Raw genomic sequence first — 20,620 nt, 5'->3', positions numbered from 1 at the left:
CATCCTGCACGCGATCGTCGAGGAGTTGAGCAACGGACTCATCGAGTCCACGAACACGAAGACCAGGCTCATCATCCGCAGAGGCTTCGGCTTTCGCTCCGCCGAGGCCGTCATCGCCCTCGTCATGCTCTGCCTCGGCGGCAACCGCCCCGCCCTGCCCCGACGCCAACTCACATGATCCGACCCACAGATCCAGCACAAGAGCCCTATTTCGCCACCACCCACGCTGAACCGCCGTTCGTACTCGTGGGTTCCTCCGTGCACGTCCTCGATCGCTGGCAGTCAGGACAGGCGCCGGAACAGCGGGTGGGCTGGTTCTACCTGGAAGCGGTCATCGCCTACGCCCGTCACCTCGCCGAACTGCCCGACGAGGCCGCAACCGGCGAGTTCGCTCCACCAGTCGGCATCGACGACGGACTCGCCTATGGGCTCTGGGTTCTCTGCCGAACTGCGCAGTTCGGGAACCACGGACATGATCAGTGGGCATCCGAGCCGATGCGGTTGAGCGGGCACGCCCGGGTCCTGGCAGTGATACCCACTCCTGGCGGACCTCCCGGCGTGCTTGCGACCCCACTGTATGTTGAGCATGCCGAACGGCACTCACACAGCAGGCGGCGTCTGCTGCCTCGCCGGACTCCTCCCGGACATTGACCGCGCTGAGCTCGGTCGGGGCAGCCGGCCACGCCTGGGGCGGGGCCTGCTCGCCGCGCAGTGCGAGGGCCGCGGTGCGGGTGCGCTCCAGCCAGCTCATGACCTGGCGCAGCGTGGCGGGTTCGAGGTGGTGGGTGAGGTCTCGGACGGCCTGGTGGTCATCGTCGGTGAGCGCGTAGAGGCCGGCGCGCTCCAGGGCGGTGTAGAGGGGCTGGGCAGTGGTGCCGGCGACCGGTTCGGCCGATCGCCAGGAGTCAGCCCGTCGCGTTCTCCAGCCGTCCGATGACCGCGCGCAGTGCCCCTGCCCGGTCGCTGTCCTGGGGAAGCCGCGGAAGGGCAGCCCGTAGACGTTGCAGCGTCGCGAGCCGCACGTTCCCCGGCCCGGCGGCATCAACGATCGAACCGGTCGCGTGGAAGGCCCAGTACTGATTGAAAGGCAACGCCTCGGAGCAGGCCGCGTCCACAAGAGCGGGCAAAAACTCCTCCGCGGGAAGAGCGTAGAGCCGGGCGTAGGCCGCCAGCCGGGTGCCGCCGTCGTCGGCGCCGAGGGCCGAAGCGATGTCGAAGTCGGCCAGTTGCGGAGTGAGTCTGGCCAGCTCGGCGAAGATCTGCTCCTGGCGGTAGGTCCGTGCCGGGCCCGAGGGCTCATCGCGCCGGAGGGCTGTGTACTCGCGGACGAGGCGGTCGACGGATAGTCCGGCTTCGGGACTTCTGGTGCCTTCACTGGTGGCTACCAGAGCGACCCGCGCCTGGCGGCTGGCGTCGCCCACTGCCAGCCGTGCCTCGGCGGCCTGCTGCTCGACTGCTTCCACGCGCTCTTGCAGGTGCCGGTACTGGAGCTTGGCACCACCGGGCAGTTCGATGCTCTCGAACAGGTCACCCAGCCACGGTATGACGGCAATCGCGGCCAGAACCAACGTGGCCCCGTCGATCTTCATGTCTGGGCGGACGGTGTGCACGACACCGAGCGCTACCGCTCCAAGGGAGATCAACGAGGCGACCAGCCGCTTCCGTCGCCCCTCGCCCGCACGTTCCCGGCCCTCAGGGCCCGCCTCTGTCATGGCCCCACTATCCCAAGGGCCGGACTACCGCCCGGTGGGTTTCTCCACTTCCCGCCGGGAATCTCTTGCTGGTGCAGGGGTTGGGTCGTCTGCTGCCCAGCCGGGTGGCTGGTCGCGCGACCGACCGCTGCGGTCCTTGAGCGGGTAGAGCTTGGCGTGCAGTACCCGTGCTTCCCACCACGGATCGTCCGGGGCGGACACCAGCGCGACCACCAGCTCCCGCTTGGACGCGACCGGTAGCAACAGCGGGCCCAAGTCCTTTGCCTCGCGGGCCTGCACGCACTTGGGGCACTCCAACCGGCCCTGGCCGGCCTTCTCGGCCCGATCGGCTTGCCACACTCGGGCTCAACTGGTGCCGCCCCGGGCGGGCCTGATAAAGGGAACCGGCCCTCCCCCGGTGAACGGCCCCCAGCGCAGGCCGGGCCGCTTCTGGGTCCGCTTGATCCCGGCCAGCGCCGCCCGCATCGAGGACTTGGTGCAGCACGGACCGACCGCGCCGATCCGGCACCCACTCGAGACGGCGGCCGACGGCCATGCGGCTGGGGAGAGCTGTAGACGCCGGGGCGGGAACGGCGAAGGGGCGGACCAAGCGGCCCGCCCAGATCCGAGTGTGCTGGTTCAGGCGCTACTCGGCGTTGACGGCAGTGGGCTGCGCTTCCTGCGTGCCGAGCGGGAGGTTGTGGGCGGCCTTGGTGGTGCGAGCGCCGTCGATGGCTTCCTCAACGTAGGTGGCGCCGGCGTCGCTGGGGTACTGGCCGGTGACGTAGTGGTCGGTGTTGAAGCCGATGGTGGCCCGGGGACCGAGGGTCTCCCCGTTCGCGCGGATGGGGACGATCTCGTGGTGCTCCATCCACAGGCACGCGGAGCTGTGCGGGGGAACCATCAGGCCGCGGGTCTTGGTCTCCTCGCGCATGGCCGCCACGCCGGTGCGGCGTTCGTAGCCGAGCTCGACGGTGGCGGACACGGAGGTCTGGACGGTGGTGGGGGCACCCGTGCCGAAGGGCTTGGAGCCGGCCTCGACGCCGACCTCCATGCCGACGGTGATGCCGGTGCTCTCGCTGAACGCCTCGCTGCTCTCGGCGGTCACCCCGCTGGTGACGGACTCCAGCTCGGGCTGCGGCTCGGAGCCGTTGCGGTTGTCGCGGTGGATGATCAGCTCGTAGTGGCGCTTGCGGCGGATCTTGTAGAAGGGCGAGTTCTCCACCTTCCACGGCTCCGGCCGGCCCTGGTCGTCGACGAGGAAGTAGGGGACGGTGACCGTCCGGTCGGAGACGGCCGTCTGGACCGGCGGGCGGTCGTGGGAGGTCATAACGGGGATCTCGGGCCCGTCCCGCTTCTCGATGACTGCCGGGAGGTCCAGCACCCAGGTGGTGGGGGTCGGCGCGGGAATGCCCGGGGAGGTGACCGCGGTGAAGTTGCCGCAGTTCAGGTAAAGGTGCTCCTCCAGGTCTCCGTCAGGGTAGGGCGGCACGACCACCGAGACCAGCCGCAGGCCGCCATGCTCGACCAGCGTGTGGCCGCACTCGCCCTCGCGGACATAGGAGCGGCCGTTGTGGGTCTTCTTGACGCACGCCGTCTCACGCACGTAGTCGGGGTACTGCTCGGGGCTGACGTCGAAGCGGAAGACCGTGTCGCCGAGGGCCACGTAGCTGTCCGGGGCGATCGGACGCCACACCGCCCACCGGAAGCCGTCCCCGGACGGAAGCTCCGCGATCCGCTCCCACCGCACCGGCGGGCGCAGCAGCGTCTTGTCAGCGGAGAGGTCCCGCAGCTGCAGGATCCCGGCCTGTCCGCTCTGCTTGATCGGACCGATCTTGTGCCCGCTGGACAGGGCCCCGTCAGAGGCCCTCCAGACGGTCCAGGCGTTCTGGGCCAGTCCGTTGTCGGGGTTTCCCCACATGTTGAACAGGTCGGTGGTGAAGCGGAGTTCCAGGTCCCCGTACCGCTGTGCTGTACTCACTAACGCTCCCTCAGGATCCCGGGCCGGGACGGTCGCCGGCTCGTCCGGAGCCGTTCCTCCGACCAGTACGCACACAGAGAGTACCCTTCCCGCCACCTTAAGTAGCGGAAGGTTGCGGGCCGTAGTCGAGACAGAAGGCAGGCAGGTGCGCGAGACGTCGTCTTCCGGCGTCCAGCGCCCCGTCCGATGCGGACATCCACACCTGGACCAGCCACGCCGACCACCGGTTGCAGGCGAACCACCCCGGGATGATCGACCGCGCGTGACAGGCACGGGCGGCTGGAGCGGCGTTCGGGTGATCGGTGACGGCTGATCAGCGGGCCTGGACGCCGGGTTCCGACACGCGACCTGCCTGGCCGACCCCTCCTGCCACCGACCAACTCGCGGACAACTTCGTGGCCGGCCTCACCGCGGCGCACCACCACCTGCACCTGGGGCACCGCCACGCGCAGCTTCTCCTCCACCTTCCACCGGCCATCGCCGCCGGCAGCGGCCTCGACCAGCAATGAGTGGGCGCGCAACGCATCGACTGCCCGCTGGCAGTCCTCCCGCAGGTGCTGCCGGCGAGCGGGCCTTGCCGGTGTCGGTGGTGGGGCGGTGGGTGCAGGTGACGGCAAGGACGGCCAGGCATGCCTCGGCGAGGATGCGGGTGGCCCGCTCGCGGGCCCGGGCGGCCCGGGCGGCAGCCTGCTTCTGCGCCTGGCGCAGGTGGCGATGCTGGTGCTGTCGGCGGGGGCGCCGCGGTCGGCCACCGTGGCGGCGGACGCCGACCTGACCCGGGCCGAGGAGGGGGCGGGGGTCTGAGGCAGGCGGAGCTGTTCGAGTGGCGTTCGAGTCGTCGGACGTTACGCCGCCTCGGGCCCGGGGACGGTGAGCCCACCGGGCTCCCCGGCGACCCCCCACGCACAGAGAGGCACCGAAGCCTCATGAGCATCACCCGACGAACCGCCCGCGCCCTGGTGGTGGCCGCTACCGCGGCCGCACTGGCCGGCCCCGCCGCCACGGCCACCGCAGTCACCACAGGGCCCGTCCCCGAGTACGCCTGCGTCAACCTCAGGGCGGACACCAGCCCCGTCGGCCGCTGGGACGGCTTCGGCAGCTGCGAAATCGTCCACGGCAACCTGCCTGAGCACGGGCCCGTACACGGAGAGTTCAGGATTCGACAGAAGTTCGGCGAGGCCGTCGTCCTGTGCGACTTCGTCGCGCCCGCTTCCGGCTTCGCCGACCTGCCGTTCCACGTCGAAGGCCGGCACTGCCACCTCCTCGACACATAGCCCCGCAGCTCCGACTTCGAGCCCGCCTTCCCACCGATCGAACCCGGCACGTCCAGCCCGGACGGCCGGGCCTTCGGTGCCCTCGTCCCCAGCGGCGACGAACCCGCCGACGCCCAATCCGCCGTCCGCGCCCTCACCGCCACGCTCACCCGCACCAGCCACGACACCTGCCCCCGCCCGGTCACGCCCCCCGGTCCTTCGGCGGATAAAGCTTCGCGTGCAGCACCCGTGCCTCCCACCACGGATCATCCGGCACCGCCACCAGCGCCGCCACCAGCTCCCGCCTGGCCGGCGCGGGCAGTACCAGCGGGCCCAAATCCTTGGCGGCGCGAGCCCGCACACACCCCGGGCACTCCAGCCGGTCCGAGCCGGCCTCCTGGCGCAACTCCAGCTCCGATCCCTCCTTCCCACCGATCGAACCCCGGCACGTCCAGCACGGGCACAGCGCGGCGTTCGCCGTGCGGGCGGCCTCCAGCTGCTCTTCGGCCTCCCGCTCCAGCCGCTCCTTCCGCTTCTGGTGGCAGGGCCAGCAGCGGCCGCCGGGACGGCGGGTCCACTGGCCGTGGAGCCCGTACTCCCAGGTGCTCTCCTGCTCGGGGATGTCGCCGCAGTCGACGCAGGCCAGGGCCTGCATCAGCTCGCGGTGAGCCTGGCGGGCCTTATTCTCGCGGGCCTTCTGGCGCTGGTCGTAGGCAGCGCGGTTGTCCGGGTTGTCCAGCGCCTCGATCAGGGAATGCCGTCCGTCGCGGCCGAAGCGCCACTACACGGGGCCGAGCGGGCCGTGCTCGGCCAGCAACTCCAGGGTGGTCGCGACGACCGGGACGGCGTCGTCGTAGACCCGCCAGCCGTCCCCGTCGTTATCGTCCCGGCGCACCGTGTACCGCTGCCCGATCCAGCACTCAGCCGACAGCTCAGCCACCGCCTCCTGCCGATTGGCCAGCGCGACCGGTCCGGCGTCGGTGACGACCAAGGCGACCGGCGGGTACCCGACGCGGGTGTGCCCGGGGTAGGCCCGGCGCCACCAGTGCACCGTCCGGTCGGCCGGCTCCTCGTCCGCGAGGGCCGGGTCGTTGTCGCGGACCTTGGTGCGGAACAGCTCACGGTAGGCGGTGAACTTCGCGGCCACCCGCTCCGGTGCCATGGTGGAGCGGTCGACCTCGACCATCAGCACCGGCACCCCGATCTCCGCCGCCCGCCACACCGCGTCCGGGCGCACCTTGCGCCTGCCGCCGGGCAGCGGGAACTCGACCTCGGTCGCCCAGTCGGTCACGGTGCCCGCCCCGCCCGCGGCCCCGGACGCGGTGCCGCCGAGGACGAAGGCGAGCACGGTCTCGTTGACCGCCATCGCGTGCTGGGCACCGGAGCGCCCGGCGCCCCGCGCCGTTCCGCCCATGTCGGAACGGGGAAGGCCGAGCACCTGCCCGGCCGCCTCCAGTCCGGCCGTACCCTCCAGCCGCCAGGTCTTGTGCCGGTCCTTCGTGTTGCCGTCGGAGGCGACCAGGCCGTGCAGCGCGAGGTCGCCGAGCGCCTGCCGGATCGCCTTGTTCGACGCCGCCCCGGGGCGCAGCAGCCGCTGGAGCTGGTCGGCGGTGGCGACCTTGAGGACGCCGAGCGCGCCGAGGATGTCGCCGCGCAGGGCGTTGGTCGAGCCGTTCGGGTTCGCAGACCCGCGCCGGTACGCGGTCCGTCCCAGCCGGGACGGCTCGGCCGGTTCGACGGCGTCGGCCTGGTCGTCGTTGTCGTCGGGCTGGGCAAGGCTTCCTGGACCTCCTGAGGCAGCGCCGCATTGATCCCGCGACATTCCGCTGGACCTCGGAAGGCTGGCTTCACCGGTATGCAACCGGAGACAGCATCCCGTCCTGGTGGGCGCTGGACACTCTGGAGACCGAGCTGACCTACCGCGGTATCAACGACGCGGTCGCCTTCATCGAGCCGCTACATGCTCTCGCAGACGCCGCACGAGCCGCCCGGGCACGAGAACGCCGTTGGGCGCGAGTGCTTTCAGGGGGATCTCCCTGACCCCTGCCGCACCAGGCCCGTCCCGATAGAGGGTCTGTTCCAGCACTGCCCTCGCGCTGGCACGGCTCCGACTCAGCAGCCGTCTGCCGGGCAGCAGGAACATGGGCGTGGGCGCAGTCAACGTCTTTGGTAGGACGCGCCGGTCATCGCCGGGGGCAGCACCGGGTCTTCCGCGGTGGTGTTGGGCCGCGGCGAGGACGGCGCCGATGGCCGGGTAGAGGTGGAGGTCGGCCGCGTCAGCCCTCGGCAGCCACACCACCGGTGCCTGGTCGGGGTCGTCCTGCTCGGCCTGGGCGACGGCCGCCGCCAGGTGGGCGGGCAGGTGGGCGGTGAAGACCAGGTGCCGGCGCCGGAACGGCACGCTCTCGCCCGGCCGCTCGGTCTCCTGGTCCTGGACGAAGCGGAGCACCGGCGGGTCGGGAAGCACGGCCAGGTCGAGGCCGAGCTCCTCGCGCGGCTCCCGGCGCAGCGCGTCGGCCGGGTCCTCGCCGTCCTCGGCCTCGACCACGCCGCCGGGCAGCGAGTGCGGGAGGCCGGCCTCCCGCTGGCGGCGGATCAGACACACCCGGCCGTCGTGGACCAGCACCGCGCACACCCGCACCCGGACCGGCCCGGCCACCGTGCTGGCGGTCACCGCCGGGCGCAGGCCGGGCAGGCCGGCTCGTGCCAGGTGGTGCGGACGACCACCCCGCCCGGGGGCAGGTGCTCGCTGGACCAGGTCCGGCAGCACCGGCGCTGCCCGGCCGGGCCGGGGCTAGTGCTGCTCCGCGGAAGTTCGTTGAGGGGTGTTGATCAGGCTGCCTTGAGTGGGGTGGCGTCGTAGGTCCAGCGGTATGGCTTGGCGGTCTCGTTGTGCCCGATCACGTACGCTTCCAGCTTGTCGATCAGGTCGTCGCGGCTTGCGAAGTCGCCGTGCCGCAGGACCCGGCGGGTCAGGGCGGAGAAGAACAGCTCGACCTGGTTGAGCCAGGAAGCGTGCGGCGGGGTCCAGCGGACGTGCCAGCGCGGGTGCGCGGCCAGCCAGGTCTTGGTGTGCCTGGCGGTATGTGAGGAGCCATTGTCGAGCACGACGTGGATCTCCTTGTCGGGTGCGATCGCCCGGTCGAGCTGGTCCAGGAAGGTGGTGAAGGTCACCGCGTCGTTGCGGCAGATCACCTCGGTGAGTACTTCTCCGATGCGGACGTCGAAAGCGGCGACAAGGGAGGCGGTGCCATGGCGCCGGTACTCGAACTCCTGGCGGGCAGGCTCGCCAGGGCGGGCCGGCCGCCCGGGATGGCGGCGCGAGCGGGCGGCGATCGCGGTCTTCTCGTCGATGGACAGGACGACCGCCCCCTCGGGCGGGTCGAGGTAGAGGACGCACACATCGGCGGCGCACTGCCAGAAGTCGGGGGTGTCCCGGCGGGTGAGCCAGCCGCGGACCTTATGCGGCTTCAGGTCCAGATCCGCCAGAATCCGGCCGACCTGGGAAGCGGAGACCGGCGCGAAGCACGTGCTGGCCACCTTCTGGGCGATGGCCCGGTGCGACCAGGTTGCTTCCGAATGCGGTGGCGCGCTGGTCGCGGTGGCCACGATCGCGACCCGCACTTCGGGCCCATACGATCTCGGCCGTCCCGACCGTCCGGCATCGCGCAGCCCGTCCATGCCCTGGGCCGCGAACCGCCCACGCCACTTGCGCACCGTGTTCACGCTGACCTCCAGCTCCCGGGCGATGGCCCCGTTGGCGAGCCCGTCCACCGCCGCGAGCACGATCTTGGCCCGCAACACCGCCCGCACCTCAGACTTCGCCGAGGCCGCCGTCCGCACCAACCGTTCGCGGACGTCCGCCTCCAGCACCACCGCAACCGCCGTCCCCGCCCGCTGCCCACCCGTCACGGCCAACGATCATGGCGGGCCGGTGCCGCACCCGGCGGATGGGCCCGTGCCGAAGAACCCTCCGGAATCAATGCAGCACCATGGCCAACCGACACAATCCGTTGACCTGCGATGAAGAGCGGCATACATCGCGGTGGTTCCCCCGATCTCGGAGATCACTTCCTACGCCTCGTGAAGCCAGGGAACCAGCGGAAGGTGCTACCTGAGTACGAGGCGTGGCCGACGAGAAGCGGCAACCGGCTGCTGCTATTCGATGGGAGAGCCAGGCCGACCGCTGCCGCTCGACTTTCCGGGCGCCTCGTGCACCCGGAGTGTCCGCCCGTCGTCGACATCGTGCGCAGGGCGGTCGCTCCCGGCCACGAGGGGCAGGAAGGGGTTCGGTGATCACCCGACAAAGGCGGTGCGGGGAATGTCGGGTGACCGGGGCCGGTGTTGCCGCACGATGGGGGCATGGATGACACGACCTTGGTATCCCGTTTCCTCCGCGACGGCTTCGTGAAGTTGGAGGGCGCCGTAGCGCCGCGCGTGGCCGTGGACTGCGCGCGGCTTCTGTGGCGGGAGACGGGCTGCGACCCGGACGACCCGTCGACGTGGACGCAGCCCGTGCACTGGGTCGCCGGCATGGCGCAGGGACCGTTCGCCGCCGCACCCAACTCCCCGTCCCTGCAGCACGCGTACGACTTGCTCGTCGGTGCCGGACGCTGGGAGCCGCGCTACTCGCTGGGCACGTTCCCGCTGCGCTTCCCGCACGAGGAGGAGCCGGATGACGCGGGCTGGCACATCGAGGGGAGCTATCTGCCGGAGGGCGAGAGCTGGTACTTCACGAATCTGCGCTCCCGGGACCGGGCGCTGCTGATGTTGTTCCTGTTCAGCGAGGTCGGCGAGGAGGACGCCCCGACCCGGATCCGGGTCGGCTCACACCTCGACGTGCCGAAGGTGCTGGAGAAGTACGGGGAGGACGGGGCGAGCGGGCTGACCCTCGCGCCCGATCTGGTGGCGGCGTCCGACCACCGGCCAGTCGCCCTCGCCACCGGGGCCCCGGGCGACGTCTTCCTGTGCCATCCGTTCCTGGTGCACGCGGCGCAACCGCACCACGGAGTGCGGCCGCGCTTCATGGCCCAGCCGCCGCTGATGCCGGCCGCGCCGTACGAACTGGAGCGGGCCGACGGCGCGTACTCACCCGTGGAGATCGCGATCCGCCGGGGCCTGGGACAGGACGCCCCCGGTCCGGACGGGGACGGGACCGGCCGCAGCGCCGGATAGACATGCGGATGGCCCCTCACGAAACCGTGAGGGGCCATCCGCGTCCCGCAATACCGAAACTGCGCCAGCGTCTAAGCCGCCATGGCCGCGAGCGCTGGCCGCAGGTGTACGCCATCGCAGTCCGCTTCCGCGCCGGATTTGCTTACGTCGCAGCCGAATTGCCCAGCGGGCACAGCCTCCCGCTGTGCCGCCCGCGTTTCACCGGCGTGCTGCACACCTTCGCGCTCTACCTGGCCAGCAGCGACAGCTACAAGGACAACATCCTGCCCAGCGGACTGCCCGCCGGCTCCCCCGAGGAAGCCCTGGACTGCGCGGGCGACCTCTACCTCAGCGGATCGGCCATCTGATCAACGCCCCTCCACGAACTTCCGCGGAGCAGCACTAGCGGTCATCCGGCGCGGACCGGGGAGACGGGCGCGGACGCGGTGGGCGCGGCCGGGCAGCGCCGGCGGCGGCGCCTGGTGATGGGTGTCGTCATGTCGCAGGCTCTGCCCACCTCGCCATCCCGCCGAATCCCGCCGCCACCCGGACGGCGTACCGCAGTCCGTTCTAACCGGCCGCTGACCTGCGATGACGCCCAAAACTCACCGGGTCCGAGGCGAAACTCACCAGCGGCCCGGGGTGAAACTCACCGGCCCTGGGGCGAAACTCCCCAGTGCAGGTCAGCGGGGGTGCCGAAACTCCCCAGTGCAGGTCAGCGGCCTGCACCGGGGAGGGGGCCGGGTCAGGACCGGCGCCACCAGGAGCCGGTGCGCTTCGCCTCGGCGGCCGCGGCTTCGGCAGCGGACCGCTCGCGCTCGACGGCCTCCAGCGCCTTCCGGTCGGCGTCGGCCTGGCGGCAGCCGGCGCACAGCCCGTCGTCGTTCCAGCCCCGTTCCTTCTCCCCCACCGCTCATCCGAGAACTTCGCCGAGCAGCGGCGGCAGGCCGGACGGCGCCGCTCCCGCTCCGCCGCCTCCCGCGCCCGGCGGGCCCGATCCGCCTCCGCCCGCTCGACGGCCAGCAGCTCGTCGCCGTCCCGGTTGTCGAGCGCGTCGGTCAGCGACAGGTCCACGTGCTGACGAGAGCGCCGGCCGAAGGACACCGAAGGTATCCGAGTCCGGCCTATCCGATCATTTCTTGAGATCGACGGAGCACGACAGGTTGCCCTTGGCGTCAGGCTTCTGCTGATCCTTGAGCTTGCCGTCGACGTAGATGCTGCAGACCGTGCCGGGATCCGCGCCCTTGACTGCCAGGTCGTTGAAACCGAAACCGACGTTCTGCGCGTTGGTCCAGGGCAACCGCTGCTGCGCCGCGGTCTTCGCTTTGGTCTCGCCGGAGAAGCTGTAGCTGACGTTGGCGGCCCCGGGGCCGGTCACCTCCATCTTCACGTCCCAGCTCTTGCCGAACAGGCCGCAGCCGGTGAGTGACACCGCTGCCATGGCCGAAACACCGGTCACGAGCAGTGACTTGACGTAGGTACGGGATCCGGGGAACTTCACGGCGCCTCCTGATGACACGTTGGCCGTTTGGTACGCGGATCATTCTGGGCTGCGTCCGGCAAGCCCGGAGCAGCCGAAAGGCCGCATTCCCGGGAGCGGCATCGGCCGAAAGTACGTATCCTCCTCCCGCCCGCTGGGCCCGCGAGCGGTCGTCTATCCTCCTCTCCATGCCCCTGCCGATCTTGCGCCCCGCACCGGACGCCGTCGCCGCAGCGTGCGTCGGCGCGCTGCTCCTGGTCCTGGACGCAGGTGTGGTGAGCCACAGCCGCATCGGGCTCGCGGTCGTCGCCAGCGGCGTCCTCGCGCTGGTCACGGCCGCCGGATCAGTGCCGGCGTACCGGGCTGGCCGGCACTGGACGGCCTGCGCGCTGTCCGTCACCGCGGCCGCGGTCTCGCTGCTGACGACCTCACTGGTGGAGCGCACCGTGCTGCAGCGCACCCCCGGATGGGCCGAACTCATCGGACTCCTGATGCTGTTGTGCGTGGCCTGCCGATACGGACGGCCGTTGCCGCTCGCCGCATCGGCGGTGCCGCTGTTCGTGGCGGTGGTGCGCCTTGCCGACCGCGCCCCGACGCTGTCGGATCTGCCCGTACTCGACGGAATCGACAAGCTGTTCACCCTGCTGCCGGTGGGCTTCGTGCTGCTGGGCGGCTATCTGCGGACCGAGGACGGCAGGCGCCAGGCCACCGCTGAGCGGGTGCGCCAGTCCGAACGCCTGGACCTCGCCCGTGACCTGCACGACCACGTGGCCCACTACGTCACGGCCATGGTCGTCCAGGCCCAGGCTGGAGAGCACACCGCCGAGCGTGACCCGGCCACGGCCCGCCAGTTGTTCTCCAACATCGAACGGACCGGTCAGGAAGGGCTGGTGGCCATGAGCCGCATGGTTCGCCTGCTGCGCGAACCCGGCGGTCCCAGGACATCGGCACCGGTCACCCCCGCCATGACGGCGATCGAGGAACTCGTCCACCGCTTCCCGGCACCCGGACAGCACGCCTGGCTCGACAAGGCCGACAACGTGGACAGCTCCACCTGGTCACCACAACTGGCCAGGTCGGTCGAGCGGCTGGTCCAGGAAGGCCTGACCAACATCCGCAAACACGCCCGTACGGCCACCACCGTGCACGTCATGCTGGGAACCGACGGAGACCGGCTGGTCGTCCGCGTACGTGACGACGCCACCGGACAGCACCGCAGCCGAGGGCGGTTCCGGCACAGCGGCTTCGGCATGATCGGCCTGTCGGAGCGGGTGGCCGAGCTGGGCGGCGAGCTCACCTGCGGCCCCATGCCCGAGGGCGGCTGGGAACTGTCGGCATCGATACCCATGAAGTGATCGATGCCCATCAAGGTACGGAGTGAGAACCCGCATTGAGCGTCTCAGTAGTGATCGCCGACGACCAGGAAATGGTGCGGACCGGATTCCGACTCATCCTGGAAAGTCAGGACGACATTTCCGTGATCGGCCAGGCATCCGACGGCCTCGAGGCCGTCGAGACCGTACGCCGGCTGAAGCCCGACGTCTGCCTGATGGACATCCGCATGCCGAAACTCGACGGCCTCGAAGCGACGAAGCGCCTGCGTCAGGAGCAGGGCGCGGCAGCATCCAACACGAAGATCGTCATCGTCACCACCTTCGACCTGGACGAATACGTCTACGGCGCCCTGCGGGCCGGCGCCAGCGGCTTCGTGGTCAAGAACTCCGGCCCCCGCTTGCTGGTAGAGGCGGTCCACGCCGCGGTCAACGGCGACTCCCTGATCTCGCCGTCCGTCACCGTCAGACTCCTCGAGCACCTGAACAAGCCGTCCCGTGCCGAGACCGCGGCCGCCGCGGCGCGACGCCTCACCCCTCAGGAACTCAAGGTCGTGACCCTGGTCGCCCGCGGCCGCACCAACAACGAGATCGCCGAGCAGATGGTCCTCTCCCTCAGCACCATCAAGAGCCATCTCAGCCGGATCCAGGACAAACTACCGGCCCGCAACCGCGTGGAGATCGCAGCCTGGGCCTGGGAACACGGCATCGTCAGCTGACCGACACCTCTGTGCTCCCATGGCCCCTGCCCGTACGGTGGGCCTCCCGTAGAGCTACGACCTGAACATCAGGCTTTATGGCTAAAGCCCAAGGTCATGAAGTGAGCCGCAGCCGAGGTGCCTGAGGGCGAGCCCGGGGCGCTCGATCCAGAGCGGCGGACCGCGCTGGAGAAGATCGACCCGTGGTGGCGCCCGGCCTGGCCGATCACCTGGCAGCGCAGCTACGCGGTGGCGCGGCAGTGGTGGTTGGAGTCGGACGGCCGCGTGGGCTGGGCGCAGCGCGGACAGCTTCGCCCCGGCCGGGAGCAGTCCGGCGGCCTCGCGGCGGCCGGCCGCGGTCAGGCACCAGAGCTTGCGGTTGTCCGGCAGGCGCAGCTCCTCCCGCCCCCTCCCGGCGGCGTCCAGGTCGACCAGGGCGTCGCGGGTGGCCTTGTCGTTCCGCTGGCCCGGCAGGACCAGATGCCACAACTCCCGCCCGGTGGCGCGCTGAAACAGGCCGAGCGACACCAGGACCCCACGCCGCACCGGTTCGGTCGAACCCCGCTTCCACCGCACCTCAGCAGCGGGGGGAAGAGACATCTCAGGGAGCTATGGAGTCAAGCAGCAGTCGGGATCGACGAGGTGACGGAGGAGGTGAAGGCATGGTTCTCGTCGAAGAGCAGTCGGTTCTGGAGGCAGTGGTGGAGCTGGCCGAGGAGGCGGTTGAGGAGGTTGCGCTGGGCGGCGGCGTGCCAGTCTCCGTGGTCGCGTCGGCGGCGGTAGTGGGCGTCGGCGCCGGGCGAGGCTGTGAGGGTGGCGAAGGCCCAGAGGTAGCCGGCGTGCATGAGTCGGTTGTTCTTGACCATGCGTCTGCCGATGTAGCTCTTCTTGCCGGAGGCCCGGGTGATGGGTGCGGAGCCGGCGTATGCCTTGAGGCCGCGGGCGTCCGTGAATCGGGTGCGGTCGTCGCCGATCTCGGCGAGGAGGCGGGCGCCGAGCTGGACGCCGAGGCCGGGGAAGCTGAGGTATATCTCGGCGTCCGGGTGCTCGCGGAAGGCGGCCTCGACCGCTTCGGCGAGATCGGCTCCGGCTCGGCAGGCCGCGTCGAACTGCTTCAGCAGGGCGAGAAGCTGGTGGCCGAAGGCGTCCTCGACGGTACTGGGATGGCGGGCGTGCTCGGCTCGGAACACATCGCGCAGGCGTTCGACCTCGGCGTCGATCCCGCGTTGGCGGCCGGCGCGCTTGAGCGCTGCCCGCAGCTGGGGCAGGGAGAGCTTCGCGGCCTTGGCCGGGGTGGGGGCCGCGGCGAGCACGGCGCGGGCGTCCGGCCGGGCCAGGCCGCCCGCCTTGCTCTGGAAGGCTTCCAGAGCGGCCGGGTAGTACTCGCGCAGCAGCGAGCGGATCTGGTTGCCGAGCTGCTGCCGGTTCCAGACGGCATCCTGCTGGGCGCGGGCCAGTACAGTGACGGCCCGGCCCTGGTCGGAGTCGGCTGGCAGCGGTCGGTGCATGGGCATGTCGGTGCGCAGGATGTTCGCCAGGACCAGGGCGTCGCCCGGGTCGGACTTCTTGCGGGACACGCCGTGCCGGTCGCGGTAGCGGGCGACGGCGAGCGGGTTGACCGCGAACACCTGACGCAGGCCGGTGCGCAGGGCGGCGACCAGCAGGCCGTGGCTGGTCTCGATCGCCACCGGGATCGGCTCCGCCGGACTGTCGCCGTGCTCGGCGAGCAGGTCCAGCAGTATCCGGTAGCCGGCCGCGTCGTCGGTGATCCGGCGCTTGGCCAGCAACTCGCCGGTGTCGTCGACCAGCGCGACGTCGTGGTGCGACTCGGCCCAGTCGATACCGCAGAAGATCTTCAACCGACTCTCCCAACGTTGCCTGTTTTTACAGGTCACGAGCACATGCGGGCCACGCGGCGCCCTAATCCCAGGACTCTTCGGTCCGCCATCTCAGTAGCCGTTCATGACACCAGCGCGCCCCAGGGGCCCCCATCTGCACCAGAGCTCGAAGGCTCGCGGATCCCAGAAGAAGGAGTCATCCCTGGAACGGGCTCGCACCACGACCACGGAAACACGATCTCGGGTGGGTTTCGCGGCAGCCCGAGGACGCCGGGCCGCACCGCTCTCTTCTACGGACCTCGCAGGTCTGGGTTGTCGTAGGCATCAGCCCGACGCCCACGCGACCACCACGAAACCCACCAACGTGACAGCACCGCTCTTCGTCAAGGCCTCACTGGCCAGGAGTAAGGAAGGTGTCCGTCACACCAGGCAGACCCCAAGCCCCGACCGGGACGATCTGGAGCCGCCTTCACTACGGATTAGGGTTGTCGCCACGCCCCAGGCCCCTTGACCGGGGCCGCTGGCCTGCGGAAACGGGCCGGGCAGCCGCCGGGGGCACGGAGGTGCCGGCGGAGGTGCCCGCAGGGGCGGCGCCGGGGCCCTTGTCCCGGCCGGGCAAGGCCTTCGCGAGCCGGTCGGTCGGGTGGTCGGCGCCCTGGTCCCCGTCGCCGGGGTTGGGCGCCGGGCGGGTGGTGGCGGTCACTGGTCCACCATCCTTTCTGTGGGCGCCAGTTGGGTGCTCATGGTTAGATGCCGGTGAGAGCCGGGGTGACGGCCTGTGGCGGTCGCTCTTCGAGGGCCCCGATGACACTGCCGCCCCCGGCTCTTCCGGAGCTGTCGACCGGCAACAGAGGGACGCGCCGCAGAGCGCCAGTCAGTGACCGCCCGGGGACCAGCTTCGTCACCGGCCTGTCGCTGATAGGCACGAGGAGAGCTGTGGCACTGCCCGAGAGCGCGTACTACGTCGGGATCGACTGGGGATCGGCCGAGCACGCGGTCTGCGTCCTGACCGAAGCCGGCCGCGTGAAAACCGAGTTCGCCGTCACCCATACCGCCGCCGGGTTCGCCGACCTGGTCCGCAGGCTCGGCAGGCTCGGCGCCGCCGAGGACATACCGGTGGCGATCGAACGGCCTGACGGGCGCCTGGTGGACCTCCTGCTGGAGGCCGGGCACCCGGTGGTGCCCGTGAAGTCCAACGCCATCAAGGCCTGGCGGGACGCCGAGGTCCTCTCCGGGGCGAAGTCCGACCCGGGGGACGCGATGGTCATCGCCGAGTACCTGCGGCTGCGGCACCACAAGCTCAGCCCGGCCCGCCCGTTCTCCCCGGAGACCAAGGCGCTCCGCAGAGTGGTCCGCACCCGCGACGACGTCGTGCGGCTGCGGGTGATGGCCACCAACATGCTCTCCGCGCTCCTGGACGCCTTCTGGCCGGGCGCGAAGGTGCTGTTCAAGGACGTGGAGTCGCCGATCGCGCTGGAATTCCTCACCCGCTACCCGACCCCGGCCTCCGCCGCGGCCCTGGGTGAGAAGCGCATGGCCGCGTTCTGCGTCAAGCACGGATACTCTGGCCGGCGTCCTGCCGAGGAACTGGTCAGGCGTCTGCGTTCGGCGCCGTCCGGCGTCATCGCGGAGCATCACACCGAGGCGGGCCGTGACTCGGTGATCGCCCTGGTGACCGTGCTGCGGACCCTGGGCACCGTCAAGAAGGACCTCGACCGGTCGGTCGACGCCCACCTCGCCCAGCACCCCGACGGCCGGATCTTCACCTCGCTGCCCAGAGCCGGGCGCGTGAACGCCGCCCAGATCCTGGCGGAGTGGGGCGACTCGCGCCAGGCTTACGACGGTCCCGACGCGATCGCCGCCTTCGCCGGCGTCGCCCCGGTCACCAAGGCCTCCGGACGCATGCGCGGGGTCTCCTATCGCTGGGCCTGCAACAAGCGCCTGCGCCAGGCGGTGACGACCTTCGCGGACAACAGCCGCCACGAAAGCCCGTGGGCAGCTGACATCTACCAACGGGCCAGGGACCGGGGCATGGACCACCCGCACGCCATCCGCGTCCTGGCCCGAGCCTGGATCCGTGTGATCCACCGATGCTGGCTCAACCACGAGCCCTACCAGCCCGACCGGCACGGCGGACTGCAACGTCTCACGCCACCGCAACAGTTCGCTCAAGCAGTGTGAGGTTGACACAGGGGGTGTCATCGGGTGGCCTTCCGTCAGGACGAGCCCGGGCCTGGCGCGGTGGCCGACCCCGACACCCGGGCGGGCGCCCGGGTGCGGCCGACACTGCACGCCGCCCCCTTGTCCGCGGTCTGGCCGCACCCCTTGACCAGCCCTCTTGTCCTGCCCGGTTTGCCCCGGTCAAGGGCCTTGTCCTCCCGGTTTGTCCGTGCCCGGGATCACCCCACGGGGCGGGGGAGCACCCAGCCGGGCGGGATGCTGCCGAAGTCCCGTTCCAGTGCCAGGCGCAGCAGGGTGAGGGCGTCGTTGGGGTTGGTGGAGAGCAGGGGGAGGTTGTCGGCGGCGTCGGCGACGGGGTGGCCGTTGATGAGGACGATCCAGGAGCCGTCGTTGTCGTAGACCTCGGTCCAGCCGACCAGGCGGCCCCGCTGCTCGAGGGCTTGGACGCTCGGGGCGGTCGGCCAGGTGAGGTGGACCAGGCCGTCGCCGAGGGCGTAGGAGCGCTCCGGTGTGCCCAGGCCCCGGTCGGTGGGATTCTTTCGGCCGGTGGCCGGGCCCAGGGTCAGGGTCGGCACCCGGGGTGTGCGTTCGCGCTCGGCGTGGGAGCGCAGCAGGGCGTCCAGGGCTTCGCCGGTGGAGCGGTGGGTGCGGGCCCCGCTGGCGCTGCCAGTCAGGATGCGGGCGGCCTGCTCGCCCTGGTGCTCGGCGGCGATGTGTCCGGCCGCTCCCCACAGGCCGTCCGGCAGCGGTGCGGTCCAGCCGACCGGCCGGCCCCGGTGAAGCGGCTGGTGGACGTCCTTGGCCTGCGGGTCGTCCCAGGAATCCAGCAGCCAGCCCTCACCGAACGTCGGGTCCAGGTCGTCCAGGCGGTCCGGCTCGCCGAACCGGACGACCGGGTCGGTGCACGCGGCGCGGCGCATCGCCCGGTGGCCAACCCGGAAGGCAAGAAGGCGATCACCACGATCAGTGACCCCCACCGGGCCTGGGTCGACTCACTGCCGGAGTTCCTGGTCCCGGTCGTCGTCCAGGAGGAGGGTCAGCAGCAGCTGCGGCTGAAGCCTTTCGACAAGTCCAAAATCTTCCTCTATGCCTACCGGCACAGCTTCGCCCAACGTCACGCGGACGCCGGCGTCGCACCGGAGGTCCTGCAAGTCCTGATGGACCATCGCCAGCTAGCGACTACTCAGGGTTACTATCAGATAAGTCAGGAGCGCAAGCGCGAGGCCGTGGACCGGGTGACCGCCTTGCAGTTCGACCGGCACGGCAACCGGGTCTGGCGCAGGGTCCAGGGGCTGCTGGAGTCGGAGCACGTGCGCCGGGCGATCGGCGAGGTCGCCACCGCCTACGGCATCTGTCTGGAACCGTCCAACGTCGAGGCCGGCGGGCACGCCTGCCCGCTCCGGTTCCGCTGCGTCGGCTGCGATCACTTCCGCACCGACGTCTCCTACCTGCCGGACCTGGAGCGCTACCTCGCCGACCTGCTGCGAAGCCGGGAGAGGCTGATGTCCGCGTTCGAGGCCGACGACTGGGCCCGCTCCGATGCCATGCCGTCCGAGGAAGAGATCCGCCGCGTCCGCCGGCTGATCAACCGCGTCAAGGCCGACCTGAACGACCTCACGCCCGAGGACCGCGCCCAGATCGAGGAGGCAGTCGCCGTGGTCCGCCGCAGACGCACCGTCATGCTCGGCCTGCCGAAGGTCCGCCAGCCCATGCCCGACGTCCGACCTTGGAGGGCCGGATGATCCCCGCGATGCGCGAGGGCCGACAGGCCGACACCGACCGCAGGCGCCAGCGCGTCGCCACAGCGATCAAGAACGCCGCGAAGAACGGCACCCCGATCAGCGTCTCCGCCATTGCCCGGCAGTCCGGAGTGGACCGCACCTTCCTCTACCGGCACCGCGACCTGCTCGGGCTCGTCCATGCCGCTGAGCTCGAACCCGGCCAGGACCCGGCCGCCGCCTCGGCCGTCAGCCGGGCCTCGCTGCAGGCCGACCTCGCCAACGAGCAGGCCCGCAACACCCGCCTGACCGCTCGCATCCAGCAGTTGGAGAAGCGTTTGTCGCAGGCTCTGGGCGAGCGGGCCTGGCGCGAGTCCGGCCTCGGCGCACCCGCCGACATGGACGAGCTCCAGCGGCAGATCACCCGGCTGGAACAGCACAACGTCGAGCTAACTGCCGCTCTGGAAGAGGCCCGAGCCGACCTCGACGCCGCACGGGCAGCAAACCGGGACCTGACCCGGGCCCTCAACCAGCGCAACTGATTTGGCCTCAGGGTCGCCCCGCCGACCCGCTCCTACGAGTGCGGGTCGGCTGCTGTCGGCGTACACCGGAATGTACCCAGTCGCGTACAGGTGAACGTGCTCACGGTCTTTTCAGCCGATTCAGCTCATCCGCCGGTATGCGCCGGGGGCCAGCCCGTGCGTGCGCTTGAACGCGGTGGCGAAGGCGAACTCGGAGGTGTATCCAACCTGGGCAGCGATGGATCTCAAGGGCACTTCCGTCGCCTGCAGTAGGCGGGCTGCCGTGGTCATCCGCCACCAGGTCAGGTAGCCGAGGGGCGGTTGACCGATCATCGAGGTGAAGCGCCTGGCGAACGCTGCTCGGGAGAGGCCCGCTTCCGCGGCGAGTTTCGCCACGGTCCAGGGGGCTGTCGGGTCTCGGTGGACGGCGTGGAGGGCGGCGGTGACCCCCGGGTCGTTGAGTGCTGCGGCCCAGCCGGTGGTGCTGCCGTGGGTGGGCGGTTCGGCAAGCCAGATGCGCAGGATATACATCAGGAGTGTGTCCAGGAGCGCGGGGACGGCGGCGGCGGTGCCCAGGCGGGGATTGCCCACCTCGGAGGCCAGGAGCTGCACCGCCGCGTGCAGTTCGGGGTGGCGGCTCGGGTCTGCCGGCAGGTGGATCAGGTCAGGCAGGGTCAGCGGAGGTTTCCCCCGGAACGTGGACACCCTGGACACTTGGATCGTGATGATCCGGAGAACAGGAGTTCCCGTTGGGGACGTACAAGTACTCGGCTG

24 protein-coding genes are annotated in these 20,620 nt (G+C 70.7%); 12 read left to right on the top strand and 12 right to left on the bottom strand.

What is annotated here, in order from left to right; all coding sequences use genetic code 11:
- Position 1 precedes the first annotated feature (1 nt).
- Positions 2-178 (top strand): transposase, encoded by a 177-nt coding sequence (locus tag ACFVWU_RS39320; protein ID WP_387630199.1) that lies wholly within the window; start codon positions 2-4, stop codon positions 176-178.
- Positions 175-651 (top strand): SAVMC3_10250 family protein, encoded by a 477-nt coding sequence (locus tag ACFVWU_RS39315; protein WP_387630196.1) that lies wholly within the window; start codon positions 175-177, stop codon positions 649-651. The genes ACFVWU_RS39320 and ACFVWU_RS39315 overlap by 4 nt, the downstream gene beginning before the upstream one ends.
- Before the next feature lie 254 nt (positions 652-905).
- Here the strand turns inward: ACFVWU_RS39315 and ACFVWU_RS39310 are convergent, their stop codons facing one another.
- Together ACFVWU_RS39310 and ACFVWU_RS39305 are read right to left on the bottom strand one after the other, a co-directional pair.
- On the bottom strand, positions 906-1,589 hold the full coding sequence (locus ACFVWU_RS39310) for a hypothetical protein (RefSeq protein ID WP_387630194.1): 684 nt from the start codon (positions 1,587-1,589) through the stop codon (positions 906-908).
- A gap of 748 nt (positions 1,590-2,337) precedes the next feature.
- Complete coding sequence (locus tag ACFVWU_RS39305) at positions 2,338-3,672, bottom strand: hypothetical protein (protein WP_387630192.1); 1,335 nt, start codon at positions 3,670-3,672, stop codon at positions 2,338-2,340.
- Between the two features lie 302 nt (positions 3,673-3,974).
- Here ACFVWU_RS39305 and ACFVWU_RS39300 point away from each other — a divergent pair, with 302 nt between their 5' ends.
- From ACFVWU_RS39300 to ACFVWU_RS39290, 3 genes are all read left to right on the top strand, one after another.
- Positions 3,975-4,181, top strand: coding sequence for a hypothetical protein (locus tag ACFVWU_RS39300; protein ID WP_387630191.1), 207 nt, complete (start codon positions 3,975-3,977; stop codon positions 4,179-4,181).
- 88 nt (positions 4,182-4,269) lie between these two features.
- The gene (locus ACFVWU_RS39295) at positions 4,270-4,476 is read left to right on the top strand and encodes a hypothetical protein (RefSeq protein WP_380614891.1); all 207 of its coding nucleotides are present in this window, start codon (positions 4,270-4,272) and stop codon (positions 4,474-4,476) included.
- A gap of 122 nt (positions 4,477-4,598) precedes the next feature.
- Positions 4,599-4,946, top strand: a complete 348-nt coding sequence (locus tag ACFVWU_RS39290) for a hypothetical protein (protein WP_380614892.1) — start codon at positions 4,599-4,601, stop codon at positions 4,944-4,946.
- 181 nt (positions 4,947-5,127) lie between these two features.
- Here the strand turns inward: ACFVWU_RS39290 and ACFVWU_RS39285 are convergent, their stop codons facing one another.
- The 4 genes from ACFVWU_RS39285 to ACFVWU_RS39270 form a co-directional block, all read right to left on the bottom strand.
- Positions 5,128-5,580, bottom strand: a complete 453-nt coding sequence (locus ACFVWU_RS39285) for a hypothetical protein (protein ID WP_387630189.1) — start codon at positions 5,578-5,580, stop codon at positions 5,128-5,130.
- Between the two features lie 126 nt (positions 5,581-5,706).
- Positions 5,707-6,747, bottom strand: a complete 1,041-nt coding sequence (locus ACFVWU_RS39280; protein WP_387630188.1) for a replication-relaxation family protein — start codon at positions 6,745-6,747, stop codon at positions 5,707-5,709.
- 123 nt (positions 6,748-6,870) lie between these two features.
- Positions 6,871-7,695 (bottom strand): NUDIX domain-containing protein, encoded by an 825-nt coding sequence (locus ACFVWU_RS39275; RefSeq protein ID WP_387630186.1) that lies wholly within the window; start codon positions 7,693-7,695, stop codon positions 6,871-6,873.
- Between the two features lie 62 nt (positions 7,696-7,757).
- A complete protein-coding gene (locus ACFVWU_RS39270; RefSeq protein ID WP_387630183.1) occupies positions 7,758-8,837 on the bottom strand; it encodes an IS630 family transposase in 1,080 nt (359 codons plus the stop codon).
- A 450-nt stretch (positions 8,838-9,287) separates the two neighbouring features.
- Here ACFVWU_RS39270 and ACFVWU_RS39265 point away from each other — a divergent pair, with 450 nt between their 5' ends.
- Entirely contained in the window at positions 9,288-10,100 is an 813-nt protein-coding gene (locus ACFVWU_RS39265; RefSeq protein ID WP_387630181.1) for a phytanoyl-CoA dioxygenase family protein, read from the top strand.
- A 104-nt stretch (positions 10,101-10,204) separates the two neighbouring features.
- Positions 10,205-10,447, top strand: coding sequence for a hypothetical protein (locus ACFVWU_RS39260; protein ID WP_387630178.1), 243 nt, complete (start codon positions 10,205-10,207; stop codon positions 10,445-10,447).
- Between the two features lie 377 nt (positions 10,448-10,824).
- On the opposite strand, the gene ACFVWU_RS39255 is transcribed toward ACFVWU_RS39260, so the two are convergent.
- Positions 10,825-10,989, bottom strand: coding sequence for a hypothetical protein (locus ACFVWU_RS39255; protein WP_387630176.1), 165 nt, complete (start codon positions 10,987-10,989; stop codon positions 10,825-10,827).
- Between the two features lie 222 nt (positions 10,990-11,211).
- The gene (locus ACFVWU_RS39250) at positions 11,212-11,580 is read right to left on the bottom strand and encodes a hypothetical protein (protein WP_387630174.1); all 369 of its coding nucleotides are present in this window, start codon (positions 11,578-11,580) and stop codon (positions 11,212-11,214) included.
- Between the two features lie 167 nt (positions 11,581-11,747).
- On the opposite strand from ACFVWU_RS39250, the gene ACFVWU_RS39245 reads away from it, so the two are divergent.
- Both ACFVWU_RS39245 and ACFVWU_RS39240 read left to right on the top strand, forming a co-directional pair.
- Positions 11,748-12,914, top strand: coding sequence for a sensor histidine kinase (locus ACFVWU_RS39245; RefSeq protein WP_387630171.1), 1,167 nt, complete (start codon positions 11,748-11,750; stop codon positions 12,912-12,914).
- 50 nt (positions 12,915-12,964) lie between these two features.
- Positions 12,965-13,609 carry a response regulator gene (locus ACFVWU_RS39240; RefSeq protein ID WP_387630168.1) on the top strand — a complete coding sequence of 215 codons (645 nt, stop codon included), beginning with the start codon at positions 12,965-12,967 and terminating at the stop codon, positions 13,607-13,609.
- A gap of 81 nt (positions 13,610-13,690) precedes the next feature.
- On the opposite strand, the gene ACFVWU_RS39235 is transcribed toward ACFVWU_RS39240, so the two are convergent.
- A complete protein-coding gene (locus ACFVWU_RS39235) occupies positions 13,691-14,116 on the bottom strand; it encodes a hypothetical protein (RefSeq protein WP_387630165.1) in 426 nt (141 codons plus the stop codon).
- 89 nt (positions 14,117-14,205) lie between these two features.
- Positions 14,206-15,483, bottom strand: a complete 1,278-nt coding sequence (locus tag ACFVWU_RS39230; protein WP_387630164.1) for an IS110 family transposase — start codon at positions 15,481-15,483, stop codon at positions 14,206-14,208.
- 879 nt (positions 15,484-16,362) lie between these two features.
- On the opposite strand from ACFVWU_RS39230, the gene ACFVWU_RS39225 reads away from it, so the two are divergent.
- Entirely contained in the window at positions 16,363-17,607 is a 1,245-nt protein-coding gene (locus tag ACFVWU_RS39225) for an IS110 family transposase (RefSeq protein ID WP_387630161.1), read from the top strand.
- A 218-nt stretch (positions 17,608-17,825) separates the two neighbouring features.
- Here the strand turns inward: ACFVWU_RS39225 and ACFVWU_RS39220 are convergent, their stop codons facing one another.
- Positions 17,826-18,527, bottom strand: a complete 702-nt coding sequence (locus ACFVWU_RS39220; protein ID WP_387630158.1) for a hypothetical protein — start codon at positions 18,525-18,527, stop codon at positions 17,826-17,828.
- Between the two features lie 6 nt (positions 18,528-18,533).
- Between ACFVWU_RS39220 and ACFVWU_RS39215 the strand changes: the two genes are divergently transcribed.
- Both ACFVWU_RS39215 and ACFVWU_RS39210 read left to right on the top strand, forming a co-directional pair.
- Positions 18,534-19,349: a hypothetical protein gene (locus ACFVWU_RS39215; RefSeq protein WP_387630155.1), complete on the top strand. Its 816-nt coding sequence runs from the start codon at positions 18,534-18,536 to the stop codon at positions 19,347-19,349.
- Positions 19,350-19,357: 8 nt separating this feature from the next.
- Positions 19,358-19,867: a DUF6262 family protein gene (locus tag ACFVWU_RS39210; protein ID WP_387630152.1), complete on the top strand. Its 510-nt coding sequence runs from the start codon at positions 19,358-19,360 to the stop codon at positions 19,865-19,867.
- 120 nt (positions 19,868-19,987) lie between these two features.
- Here the strand turns inward: ACFVWU_RS39210 and ACFVWU_RS39205 are convergent.
- The coding region (locus tag ACFVWU_RS39205) for an AraC family transcriptional regulator (protein WP_387630149.1) at positions 19,988-20,620 on the bottom strand (633 nt) is incomplete at its 5' end.

Origin of the sequence: Kitasatospora sp. NPDC058190, from assembly GCF_042883685.1 — a bacterium.
Classification (GTDB): Bacteria; Actinomycetota; Actinomycetes; order Streptomycetales; family Streptomycetaceae; genus Kitasatospora.
Note: the sequence above shows the minus strand (reverse complement) of the source record. Positions and strands in the feature narration are given on the sequence as shown.